Here is a 16,638-nt window from a genome sequence, read left to right as displayed (position 1 = left end):
TCTCATGGCCGGTGTATCCCTGTTCAAGACGCTCCGCCGCTCGGTCCTGCTGTGGGTCGGCGCGCTGTTCCTCACCGCCGGAACCGTAGGAACCTTCATTGCCCTTCAGGAATGGCGGACACGCCAGCACTTCGAGCGGGAATCGGTCCGGACAGACGCGACGATCCTGAACAAGTCGATTGAAAAGGCCACCCGGGATGGCAACCCCCGCACGAAATACCAGGTGACGTACCGCTTCGCGGTTCCCGGCGGCGGCACCGTCGAGCAGGTCGGTGAGGTTTCGGTGGACGAGTGGGAGGGGTTGGATGAAGGCAGCTCGTTTCCCGTGCGCTACCTCCCGTCTGATCCCACGACCACTCACCTGGATTATCGTGACGCCTGGTGGCTGCCGTTGATCTTCGCCGGCGGGGGGATGCTGTTCGCGCTCATCGGAGCCTTGGTCGCCTCCTCAGATCTCCGCCATGTGCTCCTCGTCATCCGATTGTCCCGGGGAGGATTGCCCGCCGAAGGAACGGTCCAGAAGGTCTGGCCGACGAGCACGCGAATCAACCGCGTCACGCAATGGCGGCTGAGCTACGCGTTTCGCGATCACATGGGACGGACCCGGCAAGGAGAGAGCGGCTTGTTGTCACCCGATGAAGCCGCCGAATGGCGCGCCGGCGACACGGGCGCCGTGCGGTTCGATCGCGAGCGCCCGCAGCGAAACATCTGGATCGGACGAGCCGGGACATGAAGACGCTGGTCCATATCGCGGGCGGCCTGGCGCTGGTCTTCGTCTGCGCGGTCGTCGCCGAGTTGCCGCCCAGCCGCGCCGCCGTCGCCTGGATTCAACACCGTGAGCGGCCGTTACTCTGGACAACCGGCGGCCTCGGCGTCATCGGATTCACCCTGATGATGGGGGGCATCCTGAAACTCTTGATGGACCAGGATCAACCTCTGGAGCATGCCGGGGTGGAAGATGTCGAGCGCAGCGTCCGCCTGGCGGCGAGGCCGGTGGCCTGGCGCGCCTCGTCCTATCGCGTGTGGGGGCGGACCGGAGGCCGGCAGGGCTCCGAGCAGTTTACGCTCGGCCAGCTCAAGGCGGCCTGGCGATCCGGCGCCGTCCGGCGCGACCGCGTGTGGGCCAGACGGTTCGTCACCGCCCTCGGCGCGCTCATGTTTATGATCGGGCTTCTCGGATCATTCATCGTGCTGGGACCGGGCTGGGTCAAAGTCCTGCTCGGCGGAGCCCTGCTCTATGCACTGGGCCGGATCGGATGGGGATTGTGGCACACCTAAGCCGAAGCGTATTTTGACGGCCGTGGATCGAGATGCGATTCTCCAAATGCTGCCCGGCCATGTCCTATCGATCGCCTTGACGGTACAATGGGCTCCGTATATCCTTCGTATACACGGAGGACCGTCATGAAGACTGCGAAAATTTTCCGCAGCGGCAACAGTCAGGCGGTGCGCATTCCGCGAGAGTTTCATCTTGAGGGCACCGAAGTGGAGATACGGCGGCAAGGCGATGTGCTCGTCTTACGCCCCAAGAAACCGTCTTGGAACGTGATGATGAGCAGCTTCTCGAAATTCACGAGCGACTTCATGAAAAGGGGGCGAAAACAGCCTCGCGTCCAGAAGCGCGGACGCGCCTTTTCATGAAGCTCATGCTCGATACCAACATCTGCATTTACCTCATTAAAAAACACCCGGTCTCCGTTCTCGATCGCTTTCGCTCGTTTCAGGTCGGAACAATCGGCATCTCCATCATCACGCTGGCGGAACTCTTGTACGGCGTGGCAAAGAGCCGTGATCCTGCACGCAACCGAGAAGCGCTCAGCGAGTTTACCGCGCCTCTTGAGGTCGCGCCGTTCGATACCGACGCGGCTGCCGAATACGGCCGTGTCAGAACCGTCTTGGAAAAACAGGGTCGCCTCATCGGAGCCATGGATCTCCTGATCGCAGCTCATGCAGTAAGCCTGGATGTGACTCTCATCACCAACAACATCGCCGAGTTTAAGCGCGTGCCACGATTGAACGTGGAGAACTGGTTATAGAAGCCTCTTGTCTGTCTCTCGCGACAGATTTTGACTTCTCATGGATCGCGATCACATCCTCGCCTCGCTTCGCGAAAGGATTCTCGCCTTCGCGACATCACGAGTAGCGAGGGACCAGGCGGAGGACCTGACCCAGGACGTGCTGGCCGTCCTGCATGACAAGTACCCGCACGTGACCGAGTTGACGGAGCTGGTGCCCCTCGCCTTTCAGGTCCTGCGCTTCAAGATGTCGGACGCCCATCGGAAAGCGCTCCGGCGCGGTGAGTATAATCAGGCATCGCTCGACGACCTCCCGCTCGCCGATCCGGCCGACGACCCGGCGACACAGTTGGACCAGAAGCAGCGTGTCGACCGGCTGCTCGCCGCCCTTGCGCAACTCGGCGAGCGCTGTCGGGAGCTGTTCAAGTGGAAACTGGAAGGCAAGTCTTTCCCGGAGATTCAAAAACTGATGGGCCAGGCGTCGATCAACACGATCTACACCTGGGACCTCCGTTGCCGAAAACAGTTGTTGAGTCTAATGGGCGGGAGCTGGGAATGATGCAATTTATAATTTTGAATGTTTAATTTTGCATTTGTAATCTCGCCATGCCCGAGCACGACTTAGAGAAACTCCTCGGCGGCTTCGCAGCGGATACGTTGACGTCTGAGGAACGCCGGCTGCTGTACCGTGCCGCGCTCGAAGACCAACAGCTATTCAACTCGCTGGCTGATGAGCAGGCGTTGAAAGAGCTGCTGGCCGATCCCGCCGTGCGCCGCCGTCTGCTTCACGCCTTGAATCAAGGCAAGACGTCCGAGCCCGGCGAGGCCTGCTCGTGGCTCGATTGGCTGCGACGGCCGGCGGGATTGGCCTTTGCCGGCGGCCTGGCCGCGGCCGCCCTTGCCGTCGTGCTGGGCGCCAAGATCTATCAGGACAGTCTGCGGCAGCGCGCGCCGGCGGTCGCCACCGAAGACACGAAGGCTCCGGCCTCCCCCATGCCCGCCCCACCGCCGGCTTCCACTCCTCCGCCTCAACGTGTCCAACCGGAGCGCGAGTTGACAGACACGAGCGCAAAGGCTCCTCCGTCCGGGCAGCGAGAGGCAGAACCGCCGCTTGCCCGGCGCGGGCGCGCGGTCCCGGCCAAACCGCAGGAACCGTCCCGACTCGACGCCGGACATGATCGCAAAGAAGCACTCGTGAAGCAGGACAAGACGCGTGACGAGGTGGCCACCTCCGGCAAAGCGGCCGAAGACGCTCGCGCTGCGACGGACGCAGAAGCGCCGGCACAGCGGCCGGTTCAATCGCCTCTCTCACCGCAAACGCCGGCTGCGCCCGCCGCCGCAAGCGCCGGCCCTCCGGCCGCGAGCGCGCGCGCGTTGTTTTACGCGGCCTCACCGGCGGTCGCCGAGCCACTCTCTGTCACCCAGCAAGAGCCGGCCGCTTCACGGGAAGCAGCCAAGCAGAAGAGCGAAGACCGGAGGACGGCAGAGGCCGCCACAAGGGAAAAGAAACGGGCGGAGCGGAGCATCGGGCTGCTCGGTCAACTATCGACCGACACGCAACCGGTCCAGGCTCCGCTGGGCCTGCGCTATAGTTTGCTCATGGCCGGTCCGGGCGGGATTGATCTGGAAGTCGATCCATCCACGGCGATCGGAAAAGACGATGCTCCGAGGCTGACCGTTCAAACGAACCAGGACGGCTACCTGGCTGTCTATAGCCCGGGATCGGCAGGCGAGACACCGGTACGGCTGTTCCCCCTGGAAGGCGATGGGGGGGTGACCGGCAGGAAGACCCTCGTCATTTCCTTAGCGGCGCTCTTTGAACGGCAGACAGAAGCCAAGCCGGCGCGGATCCTCATTGTCTTCTCCCGCAGCCCTCGCGATCCACATGCGCCGCCGCCGACTCAGTCGTCGCCCGCGCTGCTGACGGAACGCGTAGAGCCGGGCCGACCCGACGTGCCGCCCGAACATGCGATGTACGTCGTCGCTCCGGGCCCCGGCCGGACCGACCACCTTTCCATCGAAGTGAACCTGTCGGTCCACCCGTAGCGGGGATTACCGAAGATTCCCAGAGGGCTCGCTGCCGTGCATTCTGGCGAACAACTCCCAATCGAACTGTTTCGGCGCCACCGCATGGAGCGGGATGGCTTCGATCACCGCCCGCTCCCGGTAGGCCAGCATGCAGCCGACGACTTCATCCGGCCGTTCCACCAACCGATGAACGGCCTCATACGCCACGTGTTGCGCTATGGCCTTGTCCTCGGGAGTCGGCGGCGCTCCCCGCAAGGTATGGCCCAAAATGGTGGCCTTGGTCGCCTGGGTCGGTGCATAGCAGCCTGAGCGGCCTTGGCGGGGCGGCCATTGCGCCATCGCGCCCGCCACGTAGGGCACCAACCCATGCACGCCGCCGTCGCTGTGGTGGCGGTGCGGAGTGCGTTCGGCCACGACAAAGAGATGACTTTTATTGGGCACCCCGAGGGTCTGCTTCAGCGTCCCGAGAATCACGTCGTCGATATAGGCGTCGGGGTCCGGATGCTCGTTCACCAGCAGGCCCTCGGCTCTCGCCTGATAGGCACAGGCCAGCGCCAGGTGTCCGGAGCCGGCTCCCATCACTTCGACGAAGAACACCGTACCCATCGCGGCGCTCGTCGCCTTGAGCGATTCGATGGACTGATCGGCCAACGCGACGGCGGAATGATAGCCGAGCGATGTCGTCCCTTCGATGTTGTTGTCGATGGTGCCGGGGAGGCCGACGACTTGGACGCCGAAGCCTTCAAAGATCGCCCGCGCGCCGCGCAGGCTGCCGTCGCCGCCCAGGACGACCAACGCCCCGTCTTCAAGATAGGGCTCCAAATTCCGCATCGCCGCCTGCTGCACCGTTTCATCCTTGAAGTCCTCGAACCGACTGCTGCCGATGGGGCTGCTCGCGACGCTGCTCATTCCCCGCGTATCGTCTTCGGTGACGGTCGCGATCCAATTATTCGCCAGCCCCAGAAAGCCGTGGCGGACGAAATGCACTTTCAATCCGAGCCGGTTGCCCGTCACGCGCAGCTCTTTCAACGCCGCCCCGGCACCGGCGAAATCCCCTCCGGAGACCAGGGCGACGATCCGCTTGATCTGTCTCGGCTTCAGCGTCACCCGATCCTTGCGCACCCGTTCGACGGTGATCCACGTCTCCCGCGCGGCCTTCTCCCGCTGTGACAACCCCACGGCCGTGGAGTAGCCGGACAGCCGCCCCTTTTCGAACGTGAGCAGCACCACGTTGTCCTGGCTTTCTTTATAGTCGCTGAACTCCGTGAAGGCTTCGTGAAACGGGCGCGGGTCCAGATAGATCATGAGCGCGCGCAACGTGGAGCTATGCGTGTACAGGCAGGCGACCGTGCCCGGATGGGCCTGACCGAGCCGGTGCAGTCCGTCGATCACGTCGACATAGAGATCGAAAAACGAATGGCCGCCGGGATAGCAGTACAGCGGATCTTTGATGAGACGCTTCGCCGCCGGCACCTCGACCCCTAACGCAGCGGCGAGCTCTTGCGCTTCCGCGGTTTTTTCCATGCCCGTCACCCACCCGAAGTCCGACGATTCCAGCGGATGCGCATAAGCCGGCTCGGGGACGACACGTTCGCCGCCGGCCAACCCGGCCGCCACCCGTTCGAAGAGCTGCCGGGTATTCGGACTGCGGCTGATGAAGTGGAGGAATTTCCCTGGATCGAGGTAGTTCGACAGATTCAAAAAGTCGAGCTGCCGGCCCACGACGCCCACCATGCGCGCGAGGGCCGCGCCCACGGCCTCGGCCCGCGGCACGCCCCGTTCCGGGTCCAGTTCGTTGGCCAGGCGGCGGCCCACGCGGTGCGTCTTGCTTTCGACGCGCGAAACGCCGTGGCGCATGGTGAAGAGCAAGGTGCGGTCCGCCAGATCGCGCGGCAAGAGCCAGAACCGGTCGTCGCCCAGGTCCAGCACGATGCGCCCCTCGGCCAATTGCGGCGTCAACTGCGCGCGCGGCACGATGGCCACCGGGCGGCGGTGAGTCGGCTTCAGCACGGACCCGATCGGCGCGCGGAGCAAGGGTTGCAGGGCCCCTTCCGCCAGCAGGCGATTCCACGCGGCGAAGAAGACGACCGGATCGCCCCCGCACGCTGTGTCGACCACTGTCTGCCTCGCCGACCGGTAGGCCTCGGCATCGGGAAATCCCTTCGGCGCCTGTTGCACCAAGGCGGCAATCGCGTCCGTGGCCGCCTTCACGCGGCTGAGTTGTGATGGCAGAGAGCAGGCCCGCACGGCCGGCCAGTCCACGCGCTCGTCCGGTGCGCGTTGCGCCAGCCGGTTCCCATAGGCGAGCAGACCTTCGAGGGTCACGAAATCGAGTAGCTGTGGAGCATTCGGCATAGGCACCTCGTGCTGAGCCATTGTAACAGCGGGGCGGCCCTCGCATCATTGCGACGTCCGCCGCCGCTTGTCCAGAGCCGCCGGGAAAAATCTGTGTAAAATCTCGGTGCGGAAGACGGTGCCGCAATACAAATTCCGTTCGCTGTGATATACGTCATGCGCTCACGTGCGCCCGCGGCGACGACGAGCCGCCCCATGTTCGGAACCTCGCATGCGCAAAGTGAAGATCGTCTGCACCATCGGCCCTGCCAGTGAGTCGCTCGGTCAACTGGACCGTCTGATCGACAGCGGCATGGACGCCGCGCGACTCAATTTCTCACACGGCACGCACGGCTCCCATGCCGCGGCGATCAAGGCGGTCCGCCGGGCGGCGGACCGCCGCGCCGCAGCGGTGGCCATCATCCAAGACCTCCAAGGCCCGCGCATTCGCGTAGGCGAGCTGCCCGCCCGGACGATGGCGCTTGAGACCGGCCGATCCGTCCGGTTGACGCCGGAGCCCGCCACGTCCGACAGAGCGGCCGCCCCGCCCGATCGTGGGTGCGGCGGCATCGACATTCCCATCACCTATCCGCATCTGGCGCGTGACCTGGAATCCGGCGCTCGTATTCTGATCGACGACGGGCTCATCGAGCTCCAGGCGACCCGCATCGCAAGCGGCTGCGTGGAATGTATCGTCCTCACCGGAGGAACGATCACCTCGCATAAGGGCATCAACCTGCCCGGCACCCGGCTCCGTGCACCGGCGTTGACCGACAAGGATCGCGCCGACATCCAATTCGGGATCGCGCAGGGCGTGGATTATGTGGCGCTGTCGTTCGTCGGAGACGGCGCAGACGTCGTGGCGGCCAAGCGACTCATCGCCGATTGCGGCGCCGAGGTGCCGATCATCGCCAAAATAGAACGGGCCGAAGCCGTCGCTGGTCTGGATGAGATTCTGGAAGAGGCGGACGGCGTCATGATCGCCCGCGGCGATCTCGGCGTCGAAATGGGGCCGGAAGCGGTGCCGCTGTTGCAGAAGCGCATCATCGCCGAAGCGAATCGCCGGCGCCGGCTCGTGATCACCGCCACGCAGATGTTGGAATCGATGACGCACCATCCGCGCCCGACACGGGCCGAAGCGTCCGACGTGGCCAACGCCATTTTCGACGGCACCGATGCCGTGATGCTGTCGGCGGAAACCGCCGTCGGCCGGTATCCGGTCGAGACGGTCCAGGTGATGGATCGGATCATCCGCGCGGCGGAAGAAGGCTCCGAACGCGGCGTCGTGCATCGCCGTCAGGTTGATGCAGGCGACATGTCGCTGCCGGAAGCGATCTGCACCGCCGCCTCGTCGGCCGCGGGAGCCATCAGCGCCAGCGCGATCGTGGCGTTCAGCGAGCTGGGCCGCACCGCGCGGCTCATCTCCAAGCAGCGCCCGGCCGCGCCGATCATCGCGTTCACCCCGTTCGAATCGGTCCGGCGCCGCATGGCGCTCTACTGGGGCGTGCGCCCCCAGACCATGCAACAAATCGCCCAGACCGACGAGCGCATCGATGAAGCGGAACGCCGCTTGAAAAGCGAAGGGCTGGTCAAACCCGGTGAGCGGATCGTCATCCTCTCCGGAACGAGAATCGGACAACCGGGGGGTACGAATCTCGTGAAGCTGCAGGAAGTGGGGTGAGCAATCCCGCCGCCCACTACGCCGCCTTGCCGGGACGGCGCTGCTTGGTATCGTGCAAGCGGCCGAGCGTTCGGTCCAACGTTTCTTCGACCGTGTCCGCCGCGGCATTCAGCGCCTGCTCCACGGTGGCGCCGCGCTCGCCGGCCGCGATCGGCTTGAGCCCGGCGGCGTGGACCTCGATCAGACACCGCTTGTCCCGTTCGGTCGAGCGCGCCCCGCTGTCTTCATCGGTATAGAACACTTCCACCCGCGTGATCTGCCTGCTGAACCGTTCGAGCGCATGGCGCACGACCGCTTCCGTCTGCCGTGTCAGCTCCTCGGAGCCTTCGATGTGATTGTCCGTATTCACCAAGATTTGCATGGCCGTTTCCTCCCCACCGGAAACTACCGACGCAAGCCACGTGCCTCTGACGGCCGCTCCGCATCCTTTGCTGTTGCGGACTTTTGCATGGGAACGTATCGCATGAATGACGTGGGAGGGATTGATCGTCAACGTCGAGGACAAGTTGTCCTCAGGAGAGGACCGGTCCGGCGCTGATTGTCCGAAGAAGCCTCTGCGCCGCCCTGGTCACGCCGCATGCTCAGGCGCGTTCTTGCAGCTTTACGCCATTCGTGATACTCAGGGACATGGTTCGATCAGCATCCCCGCACAGCAGCGATATCGACCAAGAGATCTTACGCGTGTTGAACCGCCATCCGTCCATCGTGATGGCCTTCCTGTTTGGCTCGCTCGCGGCAGGACGCGGTCGAACAGACAGCGACCTCGACGTGGCGTTCGCCGCCACGACTCCACTCACTTCGCAAGGTCGGATGGATCTTATCGGCGACCTGGCCGTAGCCGTGGGTCGCCCGGTCGATTTGATCGATCTGGATCTGACGCATGGCCCTCTTCTCCAGCAAATCCTGACGCAGGGTCGTAAGATCCTGTGCAGGGACCGGGTTCACTATGCCGAGCTCATCCGCCGAATGATCTACGAAGAGGCGGATTTCATGCCATACTACCGACGAATCCTCGCCGCCAGAAGAAAAGCATGGATCGGGACCTAATCACTCCGGCGATGCGTCGAGCGCATCGCCGCCAAAACGCCCGCCTCCAGCGAGCAGCTGCAACGCGATCCGGACTTGCAAGACATCATTGCATTGAACCTCCAACGTGCGGTCCAACTCTCTGTCGATCTCGCCGCCCATCTCATCGCTGACACCGAAGTTCAGCCTCCCACCACCATGGCTGAGAATTTCGTTCTCTTAAAGGACCTGTCCATCATCACGTCGGCATTGGTAGTCACTGAGCCGCCGAAGTAGAACGCCATTGTCCCCGGCGCAGAGCGCGAGCAAGTCCCCACAGCAACCCCAAAGCGAGCCCAATCGGACCCGTATACAAGATGCCCAGCAACGGACCTTGATTGGCTTGGGGGACCACAATCATGGGACCGACGAAGCCGAGGAGAAACGTGATCGCGCCGACAAAGAACGCGAACCCAATGGGGTTCTCGCCGCGCCACCAGCGATTCCGGATGGGACCGTGACGGCAAACGATCCAACCCACGATCAACAGTGGTAGCGGAGAGAACAGAAGGGCAAGCACAAAATTCATGCGTGACTTCCATCCACGAGATCGACCCGCCGGCTTACTTCACCGCTAACGCCGCGCGCTTTCGGGCCAGCTTACTGGCAATCGTCCCGGCCACAAACTGTGGCATCGACACCAACGTCATCGCCACGATGGCGAGGGGCCATAGCGATAACGAGTTGCCCGACGTCGAAATAGCGCCCGCCTGGCCGACGGCCATCCAGAGCGTCCACCGCCACGCCCGATGAGGATAGCGAAAGGCGACGACAAAGATGAGCAGGCACATGATGGGGATGCCGATGGAAAAGTACGCGACGGCATCCCACGCTTCCTTGCGCCCCGTAACGATGGAAATGGCGAGGCATACCAAGAATCCGCCCAGAGCGGATGCCACAACCGGCACGTAATCGGGACTGCGGTCGCTCATGTCTGTTCGAGAAATGGGACGGGCTGAGATGACTGAGGATTGCACGCTCGGCACAGACTGGCAAGACAACAGAAGATTCTCGGCTTCGCGCACGGCTATGACCAACTGCTAGGGGAACAAGCGCCCTCGAACCGCGAACGGCAGAACGCCTCAATCGAGGTCGATCGAGCTATAGTCTTTCAGCCGCATCATGCCGCCGGCCTTATAGACCCTCCGATAATATTGCTCATCAGCCGTCACAAGCGTGGCTCCCGGTTCGGTCAAGGCCACCGCGTGATACAGCGTGTCGAATAGGTGCTGGTTGTGTGACGCGGCCAGTTCGCACGCTTTTTGATAGACCTCCGGTCCGGTGACGACGGGAAGCTCCAAGGCATGAAGGAGCAAGACGGCTTGGCGAGCCCGTTCATCGTCCAGCCGCACAATAACCGCCGCCGCCTCGGCCAGCCAGTGAGGCGGTTGCAACACTGAGACGCGAGACTCCTGGATGTCGCGGAGAATGTGGAGCGCCTGAAGGGAATGGGATTCTTCGGCCCGGTCTGCAAAGATCCATTTCACGACGACGCTGGCGTCGAGGACCACCGTCGTCACGGCCTTCCCCGTCTCCTCGCCGACCGGATACTTCGATCCGTGACGGGACGCGTTTGCTTACGGAGCACCAGCAATTTCTCAACGGCCTTCGCTCGCCGTTGTCGGCGCCGTCGCTCTTCCACGGCTTGCCGCATCAACTCGGTCAAGACCGCGCTCTTGTTCTGACGGGCGAACTCTTTGTCGAAGGCTTCCTTCACATCAGCCGGCACGCTGAAATTGACCGTCGCCATGTCTCGCTCCATTGTTGAAATATTCAACAGAATGGCAGCCGCCGGTCAGCCTGTCAAGGCCGGTGGCTATCTACAGGGACAGGACGCAGATCACATGAAGTGCTGGCACGTTCCGACCATAGGGATCGGGAATCATTTTGAACTTTTGGGTCTTCAGAACGACGTCAACTTCAGGCCGCTCGTCCCTTTGTTGCGCGTCCGCCTGAACGAGGAGCTGAACGAACGCGACGCTCGACTGAGTTTTCGGTGTGCAGCTTGAGCCCTAATGCCCCGGCCACCTTCAGGATGTTCGGGGATCATTCTTCGTACAGTTGTAAAGGCTCTCGCAAGACATGCCCGCATCACGTGCCATCTTCGCCATGCCTTTGGCCCGGGCAATATCACCCAGAGCCTTGGCAATAAACGCGGCGTCGCCGCCGGCTTCTTCCAGGCACGCTTCCAGATACGCCACCATGTCTTCGGGCGTTCGGAGATGCTCGGCGATGTCATAACGGGTCGTTGTGGTCTTTTTCATGACCTCCTCGGATGATTCTGGAAATTGCGCAATGCGGCTTTCGGCTCTTCGAATCTCGCTGAAGAATCGTCGCCCTAACCCATTGGCCTGTAATTCAAGGTATCCAATCTCGTTCAGCAATTCCTCTTCCGCCGCCTCATGATATCGCAGAGGCATCATCGAAAGAGTTTATCCACCTTGGCATGGACGGCACCCGCCTCCACCCCCTTGGCCCGGCCCGCCCGATACTCTTCCAGACGCCGTTGTGCTTCCTCCGCCCAAAGACGCTCCGCTTCCTCCTCGCTCAGCTCCTCTAGACTGGCCAGAAGCTTTTCCGCGCGCATGGCCCGATCACGAACATCCAGGCTCATCGCGCCTTTGATAACCTCGGCTAGATTGGACATCTGATCCTCCTGTTAGAAACCTCCCTCCAACGATAACCGCTCATAGGCCTGTGATTCTTGCGCAGGCTCACCGAACTGTCAACGACTCGCCCCGGTAGGCCTTATCAAAGAAGCCTCCAATACCCTCACCCCCATGAAAGGATTCTTCCCCTGGCGCCATAACGTGTGCAGGGACGTCACACCACGCTACTCACGAGGTGCCGGATGAAGTTCGACCGACTCAAGACCCTGCTTTCTTCGCTCGATCCCCGGCTCTACCAAATCGCCAGCCTCTCGGCCCTGATTCTCTATGGTCTCGCCTTCCTCCATTTCGACATTTCGCTCTGGCAAATTGTCGTCACGCTCAGCGCCGCCCTCCTGACTCAATACGCCAGCACACGGTACTTCCAGGTTCCCACCTTCGATCCCAAGAGCGCGCTGATCTCGGGCCTATCGCTCTGCCTTCTGCTTCGGACGAATGATCTTGCCGTCGCGGCGCTTGCCGCCGTCATCGCGATCGGCAGCAAATTCGTGCTTCGCTGGAACGGCAAACATCTCTTCAATCCGACCAACCTGGCGCTCGTCGCCATACTCGCCGGCAGTTTGGGCTGGATCTCGCCGGGGCAATGGGGGCAGGTCGCCTGGTTCGGGTTTTTGATCGCCTGCCTCGGCTCGCTCGTCGTCACCCGCGCGGCGCGGGCCGACGTGACGTTCGCCTTTCTGATCTTCTATCTCGGGCTGCTGCTCGCCCGGGCCCTGTGGCTGGGCGATCCGCTCACGATCCCGCTGCATCAGATCGAAAGCGGCGCGCTGTTGATCTTTGCCTTTTTCATGATCTCGGACCCCAAGACAACGCCGGATTCTCGCGCTGGGCGCATCGTGTTTGCGCTATGCGTCACCGTGACCGCGCTGTACATGCAGTTCGGCCTGTTTCGTCCGAATGGACCGTTATGGGGTTTGATTGCCTGCTCTCCGTTCGTTCCGTTGCTCGACCGCCTGGTTCCCGGTTCGCGTTACGAGTGGTCACGCCCTTCGGGGGGCCCAATCAGCGTGCGCACTCCCGACGCGATCCCGGTTTCTGTGGTTGTTCCATCACCAAAGGAGGTTCTCATGACACGCTCGCTTGTGCTTGTCCTCACATTCCTGACCGGTCTGCTCGCCTGGAGCGGTTCAGCCTCGGCGTTTTGCGGCTTCTATGTCGCGAAAGCCGACACGAAGCTCTTCAACAAGGCCTCGGAAGTCGCCATCGTCCGCCATGACGACAAAACCGTCATCACGATGGCGAACGACTTCAAAGGCGATGTGAAAGAATTTGCGATGGTCGTGCCGGTGCCGACGGTTTTGGAGAAGGATCAGATTCACATCGGCGATGCGGCGGTCTTGCGGCATCTGGCCGACTACAGCGCCCCGCGCCTGGTGGAGTATTTCGATCAGAATCCCTGCCTGCGGTACCAATTCGAAGAGCAGAAGCTGGGCGCGCTGCAGGACCGGTTGCCGGCCTCGGCCGCGGCGCGTGAACGGGGCAAGGCCCTCGGCGTGACGATCGAAGCCCAGTACACGGTGGGCGAATACGACATCCTGATCCTCTCCGCGAAGGAGAGCGCGGGCTTGGAAACCTGGCTCACGGAGAACGGCTATCGGATTCCCACCGGCGCTTCCTCCGTCCTCAAGAGCTATCTGAAACAGGGGATGAAGTTCTTCGTGGCGAAGGTCAATCTCGGCGAGCAAGCCAAACTGGGCCTCACCCACTTGCGCCCGCTGCAGATCGTGTTTGAGTCGCCCAAGTTCATGCTGCCGATCCGGCTCGGCACGGTGAATGCCGACGGCGCGCAGGAACTCTTTATCTACTTCCTGACGAAGCAGGGCCGCGTGGAAACGACCAACTACCGAACCGTGCGCCTGCCGGAAGCGCAGGAGATTCCGCTGTACGTCAAGGACCAGTTCGGCGATTTCTACCGGGACTTGTTCACGCAGCAAGTGAAGCGGGAAAGCGAGCGCGGCGTCTTCCTCGAATATGCCTGGGACATGACCTGGTGCGATCCCTGCGCGGCGAATCCCCTGTCCACCGAGGAGCTCCGGAGCTTGGGGGTCTTCTGGCAGGAGCCGGCGGGTCGGATCGGCAAAGGCTTGCCGATGGCGCACAACGTGTTTCTGACGCGCCTCCACGTGCGCTATGACCAGGCGCATTTCCCGGAAGATCTGCTGTTCCAAGAAACCACCGATCGGTCGAACTTCCAGGCACGGTACATCCTCCGCCATCCATGGACCGGACAGGACGAGTGCCCCGCCGCGATCGCGTACCGGCAACAGCTGCGTGAACGTTATGAGAAGGAAGCGCAGACGCTGGCGCATTTGACCGGCTGGAACATCGACGACATCCGCAAGCGGATGCACCTCACCGCCTTGCCGGTCGCCGAAGAGAAGAAGTGGTATCAGCGCCTGTGGGCCGACTAGCACAACGGCACGGCGAGGCGGCGCAAGCCGCCTCGCCGTCGTCGGACCTGACGCCAGCCCTGCGGCTGACGTGTGTTGTTCATGAGCGGATCGACAGGGTGACCGAGGTCTGCCGGTAGGATTGAGAGGCGACGAACAACGCCGAGTGGGATGGAACGGCCGCTTCCGCACCCGGCGCGGATTCCCGGCTGTCCCGGCGGGTGCGCCCCTGTTCCAACTCCTCTCGGACGCGGTCGAGCAGCCGGGGAAGATACTTGCGCAACTTACGCCCTTCGACTTTGGACTCGTGCACGGCGTCCAGCACGCGATCGACCAGCGACTTCCGGTGTTCCTCGGCGGCCGGTACGGCGAGCCGCAGGCCGCCTCGGATGCCGACCTCGGTGCCGGTTTCTGACTGTCGGGTGGGCGCCGCGGTACCGGTTGGCGACGGCGGGATCGCCGCCGTCGTCGAAGGCGCCACACCCGGGGTTTCGAATGACTCACTTGGAGCTGCCGGCGTCGCTGCGCCCCCGCCGGTGGCGGTGAGCCGAGCCGCCATCACGGTGACGGAGCGCTCGACCTCCACGTCGAGATCCAGGCTGGCGAGACTGGACAAGTGCTCGAACCGGTCGGCGAGCTTGGCCGTCTTGGCGAGCGCGGCGTCATCCTGGCCATTGAAGAGCTTCTTGAAGATGCCGGCGACTTTTCTGAACAGTTTGCTCAAATCCCGAATTTCCTCATCGTTCAGATCCCCCTCGACGCTGAGCCCGAGCGTGCGGCTGAACGAGTATTCCGCCTGATAGGCATCAACCTCGACCGAGGCCCCCTCTTGACGGGCCTGTCCCGAATAGCTCACGGCTCGCAGGCTTTCGGCCAGTTGCGCGCTCAGCGTCACCCTGTCGCCTTCGGCCGTCGTGACGGACAGTTGTCCGGCCAGCTCATGAGACACCGCGATTGCGCCGATATGAGTATCCAGTCGCCGGGCGGGAACGCCGGCCGTCGACGGTGCATGAATCAACTGCGCGGGATCGAATGGACGTAAGGATGCGACCGGCATAGGAGTCTCCAAGGTACCAGCTCTAATGAGTTTCGCTATGATGCCTATCGGCATCACGGCGGCTGAACTTGAGCCGACTTAGTGCTATAGTTGGGCCACCCGGTCCGTCGGAACGATCGCCAGCCAAGGAGGCGTCCTATGCGACTCACTCTCCGGAACATGGCTCTCGCCGTGCTGCTGTTGCAGGCGATGGGCTGTTCGATTAAGGCCACGCTGAATCAGACCACCGACACGACCTCCAACATGACCGGCACCACGTCGTCGGCGCGCAGTTGGTTCACCGAAGAGGGCCTGATCCGTCCCGAGTTCCAAGCGGTCGCCTTTGTGTCCGTGAACCAAGCCGATCTGCTCCAGGACTTGGCCGCCGGCCAGGGCGAGTATCTTGGATCCGTGAGCCGGCTTCTGGGCGTGCCGGATGATCGGCAGCCCGGGTTTTTTTCCGCGGTCCAAAGGCGTCATGCTGAAGCGGACCCCGGAGCGTGGGAGACGCCGCACCGCGTCCTTGCGACCCTGCGGGAGACGGCGCACCCCTTCCTTCGCTGAGAGAGATCAGATGCAGATGAGGGCGAGCGGGTTTCCCTTTCGCACGATCTTTCATCCCACGGATTTCTCCGCCGACAGCCACACGGCCCTCATCCACGCGCTGAAGCTCGCCGTCCTCGCCAACGGGCAGTTGTCCATGATGCATATCGATCCGGCGGTCCCACGGTCCGACTTCGAAGACTTTCCGCGCATCCGGCCGATTCTGGAGCAATGGGGTCTCCTGCCGGCGAACAGCACGAAAGCCCACGTGGCGCAGTTGGGACTGACCATCAAGAAGGCGCGCGCCACCGCCGCCAGTCCAGCAGACGCCTTTCTGGCCTATCTCGCCGAACATCCGGCCGATCTCCTGGTCATGGCCACGCACCAATACGAAGGGCTCGCGCGCTGGCAACACCGGTTGGTTGCGGAGCCGGTCGCCCGCAGCAGCCGGACCGCCACGCTGTTTGTCCCCACGCACGTCGAAGGGTTTGTGGTGAAGGAGAGCGGTCAACCGAGGCTCCGGCGGGTCCTGATCCCCGTCAGCGCACAACCCACCCCCCAGCCGGCCGTCGAAACGGCGGCGCAGCTGGCGGCCGCATTGGGCTGCGACAATTTCACCGGCATCCTCATGCACGTCGGCGATGATGCCACGTTACACACCATCCGCTATCCGTCGCGCAACGGGTGGCTGTGGCATACGCTGACATGCCGGGGAAATGTCGTGGATGTGATCCTGGGGATGGGCGCCGACTTCGACGTCGACTTGATCGTGATGACCACCGAGGGGCATCAATCCATATCGGATATGCTCAAAGGCAGCACGATGGAACGGGTGCTGCGGGGGGCGCGGTGTCCGCTGCTGGCGCTGCCGGTGTAA

20 protein-coding genes are annotated in these 16,638 nt (G+C 62.9%); 12 read left to right on the top strand and 8 right to left on the bottom strand.

Annotated elements, in window-relative coordinates:
* Positions 1–4 precede the first annotated feature (4 nt).
* From NITMOv2_RS04910 to NITMOv2_RS04885, 6 genes are all read left to right on the top strand, one after another.
* Positions 5–733: a DUF3592 domain-containing protein gene (locus NITMOv2_RS04910; protein ID WP_053378827.1), complete on the top strand. Its 729-nt coding sequence runs from the start codon at positions 5–7 to the stop codon at positions 731–733.
* Positions 730–1,278: a hypothetical protein gene (locus tag NITMOv2_RS04905; RefSeq protein WP_053378826.1), complete on the top strand. Its 549-nt coding sequence runs from the start codon at positions 730–732 to the stop codon at positions 1,276–1,278. Before NITMOv2_RS04910 ends, NITMOv2_RS04905 begins: the two co-directional genes overlap by 4 nt.
* An 87-nt stretch (positions 1,279–1,365) precedes the next feature.
* Positions 1,366–1,641, top strand: coding sequence for an antitoxin (locus NITMOv2_RS24900; protein ID WP_420799880.1), 276 nt, complete (start codon positions 1,366–1,368; stop codon positions 1,639–1,641).
* Positions 1,539–2,036 carry a type II toxin-antitoxin system tRNA(fMet)-specific endonuclease VapC gene (gene vapC / locus NITMOv2_RS04895; protein WP_238590464.1) on the top strand — a complete coding sequence of 166 codons (498 nt, stop codon included), beginning with the start codon at positions 1,539–1,541 and terminating at the stop codon, positions 2,034–2,036. Before NITMOv2_RS24900 ends, vapC begins: the two co-directional genes overlap by 103 nt.
* A 40-nt stretch (positions 2,037–2,076) precedes the next feature.
* Complete coding sequence (locus tag NITMOv2_RS04890; protein WP_053378823.1) at positions 2,077–2,574, top strand: RNA polymerase sigma factor; 498 nt, start codon at positions 2,077–2,079, stop codon at positions 2,572–2,574.
* A 47-nt stretch (positions 2,575–2,621) separates the two neighbouring features.
* Positions 2,622–4,061: a hypothetical protein gene (locus NITMOv2_RS04885; protein WP_053378822.1), complete on the top strand. Its 1,440-nt coding sequence runs from the start codon at positions 2,622–2,624 to the stop codon at positions 4,059–4,061.
* Between the two features lie 6 nt (positions 4,062–4,067).
* Here the strand turns inward: NITMOv2_RS04885 and NITMOv2_RS04880 are convergent, their stop codons facing one another.
* Positions 4,068–6,398: a 6-phosphofructokinase gene (locus NITMOv2_RS04880; protein ID WP_053378821.1), complete on the bottom strand. Its 2,331-nt coding sequence runs from the start codon at positions 6,396–6,398 to the stop codon at positions 4,068–4,070.
* A 211-nt stretch (positions 6,399–6,609) separates the two neighbouring features.
* Here NITMOv2_RS04880 and pyk point away from each other — a divergent pair, with 211 nt between their 5' ends.
* Positions 6,610–8,058 (top strand): pyruvate kinase, encoded by a 1,449-nt coding sequence (pyk, locus tag NITMOv2_RS04875; protein WP_053378820.1) that lies wholly within the window; start codon positions 6,610–6,612, stop codon positions 8,056–8,058.
* 16 nt (positions 8,059–8,074) lie between these two features.
* On the opposite strand, the gene NITMOv2_RS04870 is transcribed toward pyk, so the two are convergent.
* Complete coding sequence (locus NITMOv2_RS04870) at positions 8,075–8,419, bottom strand: HPF/RaiA family ribosome-associated protein (protein WP_053378819.1); 345 nt, start codon at positions 8,417–8,419, stop codon at positions 8,075–8,077.
* 266 nt (positions 8,420–8,685) lie between these two features.
* Between NITMOv2_RS04870 and mntA the strand changes: the two genes are divergently transcribed.
* Positions 8,686–9,105, top strand: coding sequence for a type VII toxin-antitoxin system MntA family adenylyltransferase antitoxin (gene mntA, locus NITMOv2_RS04865; RefSeq protein ID WP_053381991.1), 420 nt, complete (start codon positions 8,686–8,688; stop codon positions 9,103–9,105).
* A 24-nt stretch (positions 9,106–9,129) separates the two neighbouring features.
* Positions 9,130–9,360, top strand: coding sequence for a HepT-like ribonuclease domain-containing protein (locus NITMOv2_RS24895; protein ID WP_083447751.1), 231 nt, complete (start codon positions 9,130–9,132; stop codon positions 9,358–9,360).
* 326 nt (positions 9,361–9,686) lie between these two features.
* Here NITMOv2_RS24895 and NITMOv2_RS04855 read toward each other — a convergent pair whose 3' ends face one another.
* The 5 genes from NITMOv2_RS04855 to NITMOv2_RS04835 form a co-directional block, all read right to left on the bottom strand.
* Positions 9,687–10,055: a hypothetical protein gene (locus NITMOv2_RS04855; protein WP_053378817.1), complete on the bottom strand. Its 369-nt coding sequence runs from the start codon at positions 10,053–10,055 to the stop codon at positions 9,687–9,689.
* 150 nt (positions 10,056–10,205) lie between these two features.
* Positions 10,206–10,643 (bottom strand): type II toxin-antitoxin system VapC family toxin, encoded by a 438-nt coding sequence (locus NITMOv2_RS04850; protein WP_053378816.1) that lies wholly within the window; start codon positions 10,641–10,643, stop codon positions 10,206–10,208.
* A complete protein-coding gene (locus NITMOv2_RS04845; RefSeq protein ID WP_053378815.1) occupies positions 10,640–10,873 on the bottom strand; it encodes a hypothetical protein in 234 nt (77 codons plus the stop codon). Before NITMOv2_RS04845 ends, NITMOv2_RS04850 begins: the two co-directional genes overlap by 4 nt.
* Before the next feature lie 280 nt (positions 10,874–11,153).
* Positions 11,154–11,546, bottom strand: coding sequence for an addiction module antidote protein (locus tag NITMOv2_RS24195; protein ID WP_202967315.1), 393 nt, complete (start codon positions 11,544–11,546; stop codon positions 11,154–11,156).
* Entirely contained in the window at positions 11,543–11,770 is a 228-nt protein-coding gene (locus NITMOv2_RS04835; RefSeq protein WP_053378814.1) for an addiction module protein, read from the bottom strand. Before NITMOv2_RS04835 ends, NITMOv2_RS24195 begins: the two co-directional genes overlap by 4 nt.
* Positions 11,771–11,974: 204 nt before the next feature.
* Here NITMOv2_RS04835 and NITMOv2_RS22460 point away from each other — a divergent pair, with 204 nt between their 5' ends.
* Positions 11,975–14,203, top strand: coding sequence for a DUF2330 domain-containing protein (locus NITMOv2_RS22460; protein WP_083447750.1), 2,229 nt, complete (start codon positions 11,975–11,977; stop codon positions 14,201–14,203).
* 79 nt (positions 14,204–14,282) lie between these two features.
* On the opposite strand, the gene NITMOv2_RS04825 is transcribed toward NITMOv2_RS22460, so the two are convergent.
* Complete coding sequence (locus NITMOv2_RS04825) at positions 14,283–15,239, bottom strand: hypothetical protein (RefSeq protein WP_053378813.1); 957 nt, start codon at positions 15,237–15,239, stop codon at positions 14,283–14,285.
* A gap of 138 nt (positions 15,240–15,377) precedes the next feature.
* On the opposite strand from NITMOv2_RS04825, the gene NITMOv2_RS04820 reads away from it, so the two are divergent.
* The gene (locus NITMOv2_RS04820) at positions 15,378–15,782 is read left to right on the top strand and encodes a DUF3015 family protein (protein WP_053378812.1); all 405 of its coding nucleotides are present in this window, start codon (positions 15,378–15,380) and stop codon (positions 15,780–15,782) included.
* Positions 15,783–15,792: 10 nt separating this feature from the next.
* Entirely contained in the window at positions 15,793–16,638 is an 846-nt protein-coding gene (locus NITMOv2_RS04815) for a universal stress protein (protein ID WP_053378811.1), read from the top strand.

The sequence above is a fragment of the Nitrospira moscoviensis genome, from assembly GCF_001273775.1.
GTDB classification, from domain to species: Bacteria; Nitrospirota; Nitrospiria; order Nitrospirales; family Nitrospiraceae; genus Nitrospira_D; species Nitrospira_D moscoviensis.
This window is presented reverse-complemented; position numbering and strand designations above follow the sequence as displayed.

What these genes read in the sequence shown, in the direction of transcription:
- NITMOv2_RS04885 (WP_053378822.1), top strand. Translation starts at nt 2,622, where the DNA reads ATGCCCGAGCACGACTTAGAGAAACTCCTCGGCGGCTTCGCAGCGGAT.
- NITMOv2_RS04820 (WP_053378812.1), top strand. Translation starts at nt 15,378, where the DNA reads ATGCGACTCACTCTCCGGAACATGGCTCTCGCCGTGCTGCTGTTGCAG.
- NITMOv2_RS04825 (WP_053378813.1), bottom strand. Translation starts at nt 15,239, where the DNA reads ATGCCGGTCGCATCCTTACGTCCATTCGATCCCGCGCAGTTGATTCAT.
- NITMOv2_RS04845 (WP_053378815.1), bottom strand. Translation starts at nt 10,873, where the DNA reads ATGGCGACGGTCAATTTCAGCGTGCCGGCTGATGTGAAGGAAGCCTTC.
- NITMOv2_RS04880 (WP_053378821.1), bottom strand. Translation starts at nt 6,398, where the DNA reads ATGCCGAATGCTCCACAGCTACTCGATTTCGTGACCCTCGAAGGTCTG.
- NITMOv2_RS04835 (WP_053378814.1), bottom strand. Translation starts at nt 11,770, where the DNA reads ATGTCCAATCTAGCCGAGGTTATCAAAGGCGCGATGAGCCTGGATGTT.
- NITMOv2_RS22460 (WP_083447750.1), top strand. Translation starts at nt 11,975, where the DNA reads ATGAAGTTCGACCGACTCAAGACCCTGCTTTCTTCGCTCGATCCCCGG.
- NITMOv2_RS04890 (WP_053378823.1), top strand. Translation starts at nt 2,077, where the DNA reads ATGGATCGCGATCACATCCTCGCCTCGCTTCGCGAAAGGATTCTCGCC.
- NITMOv2_RS04905 (WP_053378826.1), top strand. Translation starts at nt 730, where the DNA reads ATGAAGACGCTGGTCCATATCGCGGGCGGCCTGGCGCTGGTCTTCGTC.
- NITMOv2_RS24900 (WP_420799880.1), top strand. Translation starts at nt 1,366, where the DNA reads ATGGGCTCCGTATATCCTTCGTATACACGGAGGACCGTCATGAAGACT.
- NITMOv2_RS04815 (WP_053378811.1), top strand. Translation starts at nt 15,793, where the DNA reads ATGCAGATGAGGGCGAGCGGGTTTCCCTTTCGCACGATCTTTCATCCC.
- NITMOv2_RS04855 (WP_053378817.1), bottom strand. Translation starts at nt 10,055, where the DNA reads ATGAGCGACCGCAGTCCCGATTACGTGCCGGTTGTGGCATCCGCTCTG.
- NITMOv2_RS04910 (WP_053378827.1), top strand. Translation starts at nt 5, where the DNA reads ATGGCCGGTGTATCCCTGTTCAAGACGCTCCGCCGCTCGGTCCTGCTG.
- NITMOv2_RS24195 (WP_202967315.1), bottom strand. Translation starts at nt 11,546, where the DNA reads ATGATGCCTCTGCGATATCATGAGGCGGCGGAAGAGGAATTGCTGAAC.
- pyk (WP_053378820.1), top strand. Translation starts at nt 6,610, where the DNA reads ATGCGCAAAGTGAAGATCGTCTGCACCATCGGCCCTGCCAGTGAGTCG.
- mntA (WP_053381991.1), top strand. Translation starts at nt 8,686, where the DNA reads ATGGTTCGATCAGCATCCCCGCACAGCAGCGATATCGACCAAGAGATC.
- NITMOv2_RS04870 (WP_053378819.1), bottom strand. Translation starts at nt 8,419, where the DNA reads ATGCAAATCTTGGTGAATACGGACAATCACATCGAAGGCTCCGAGGAG.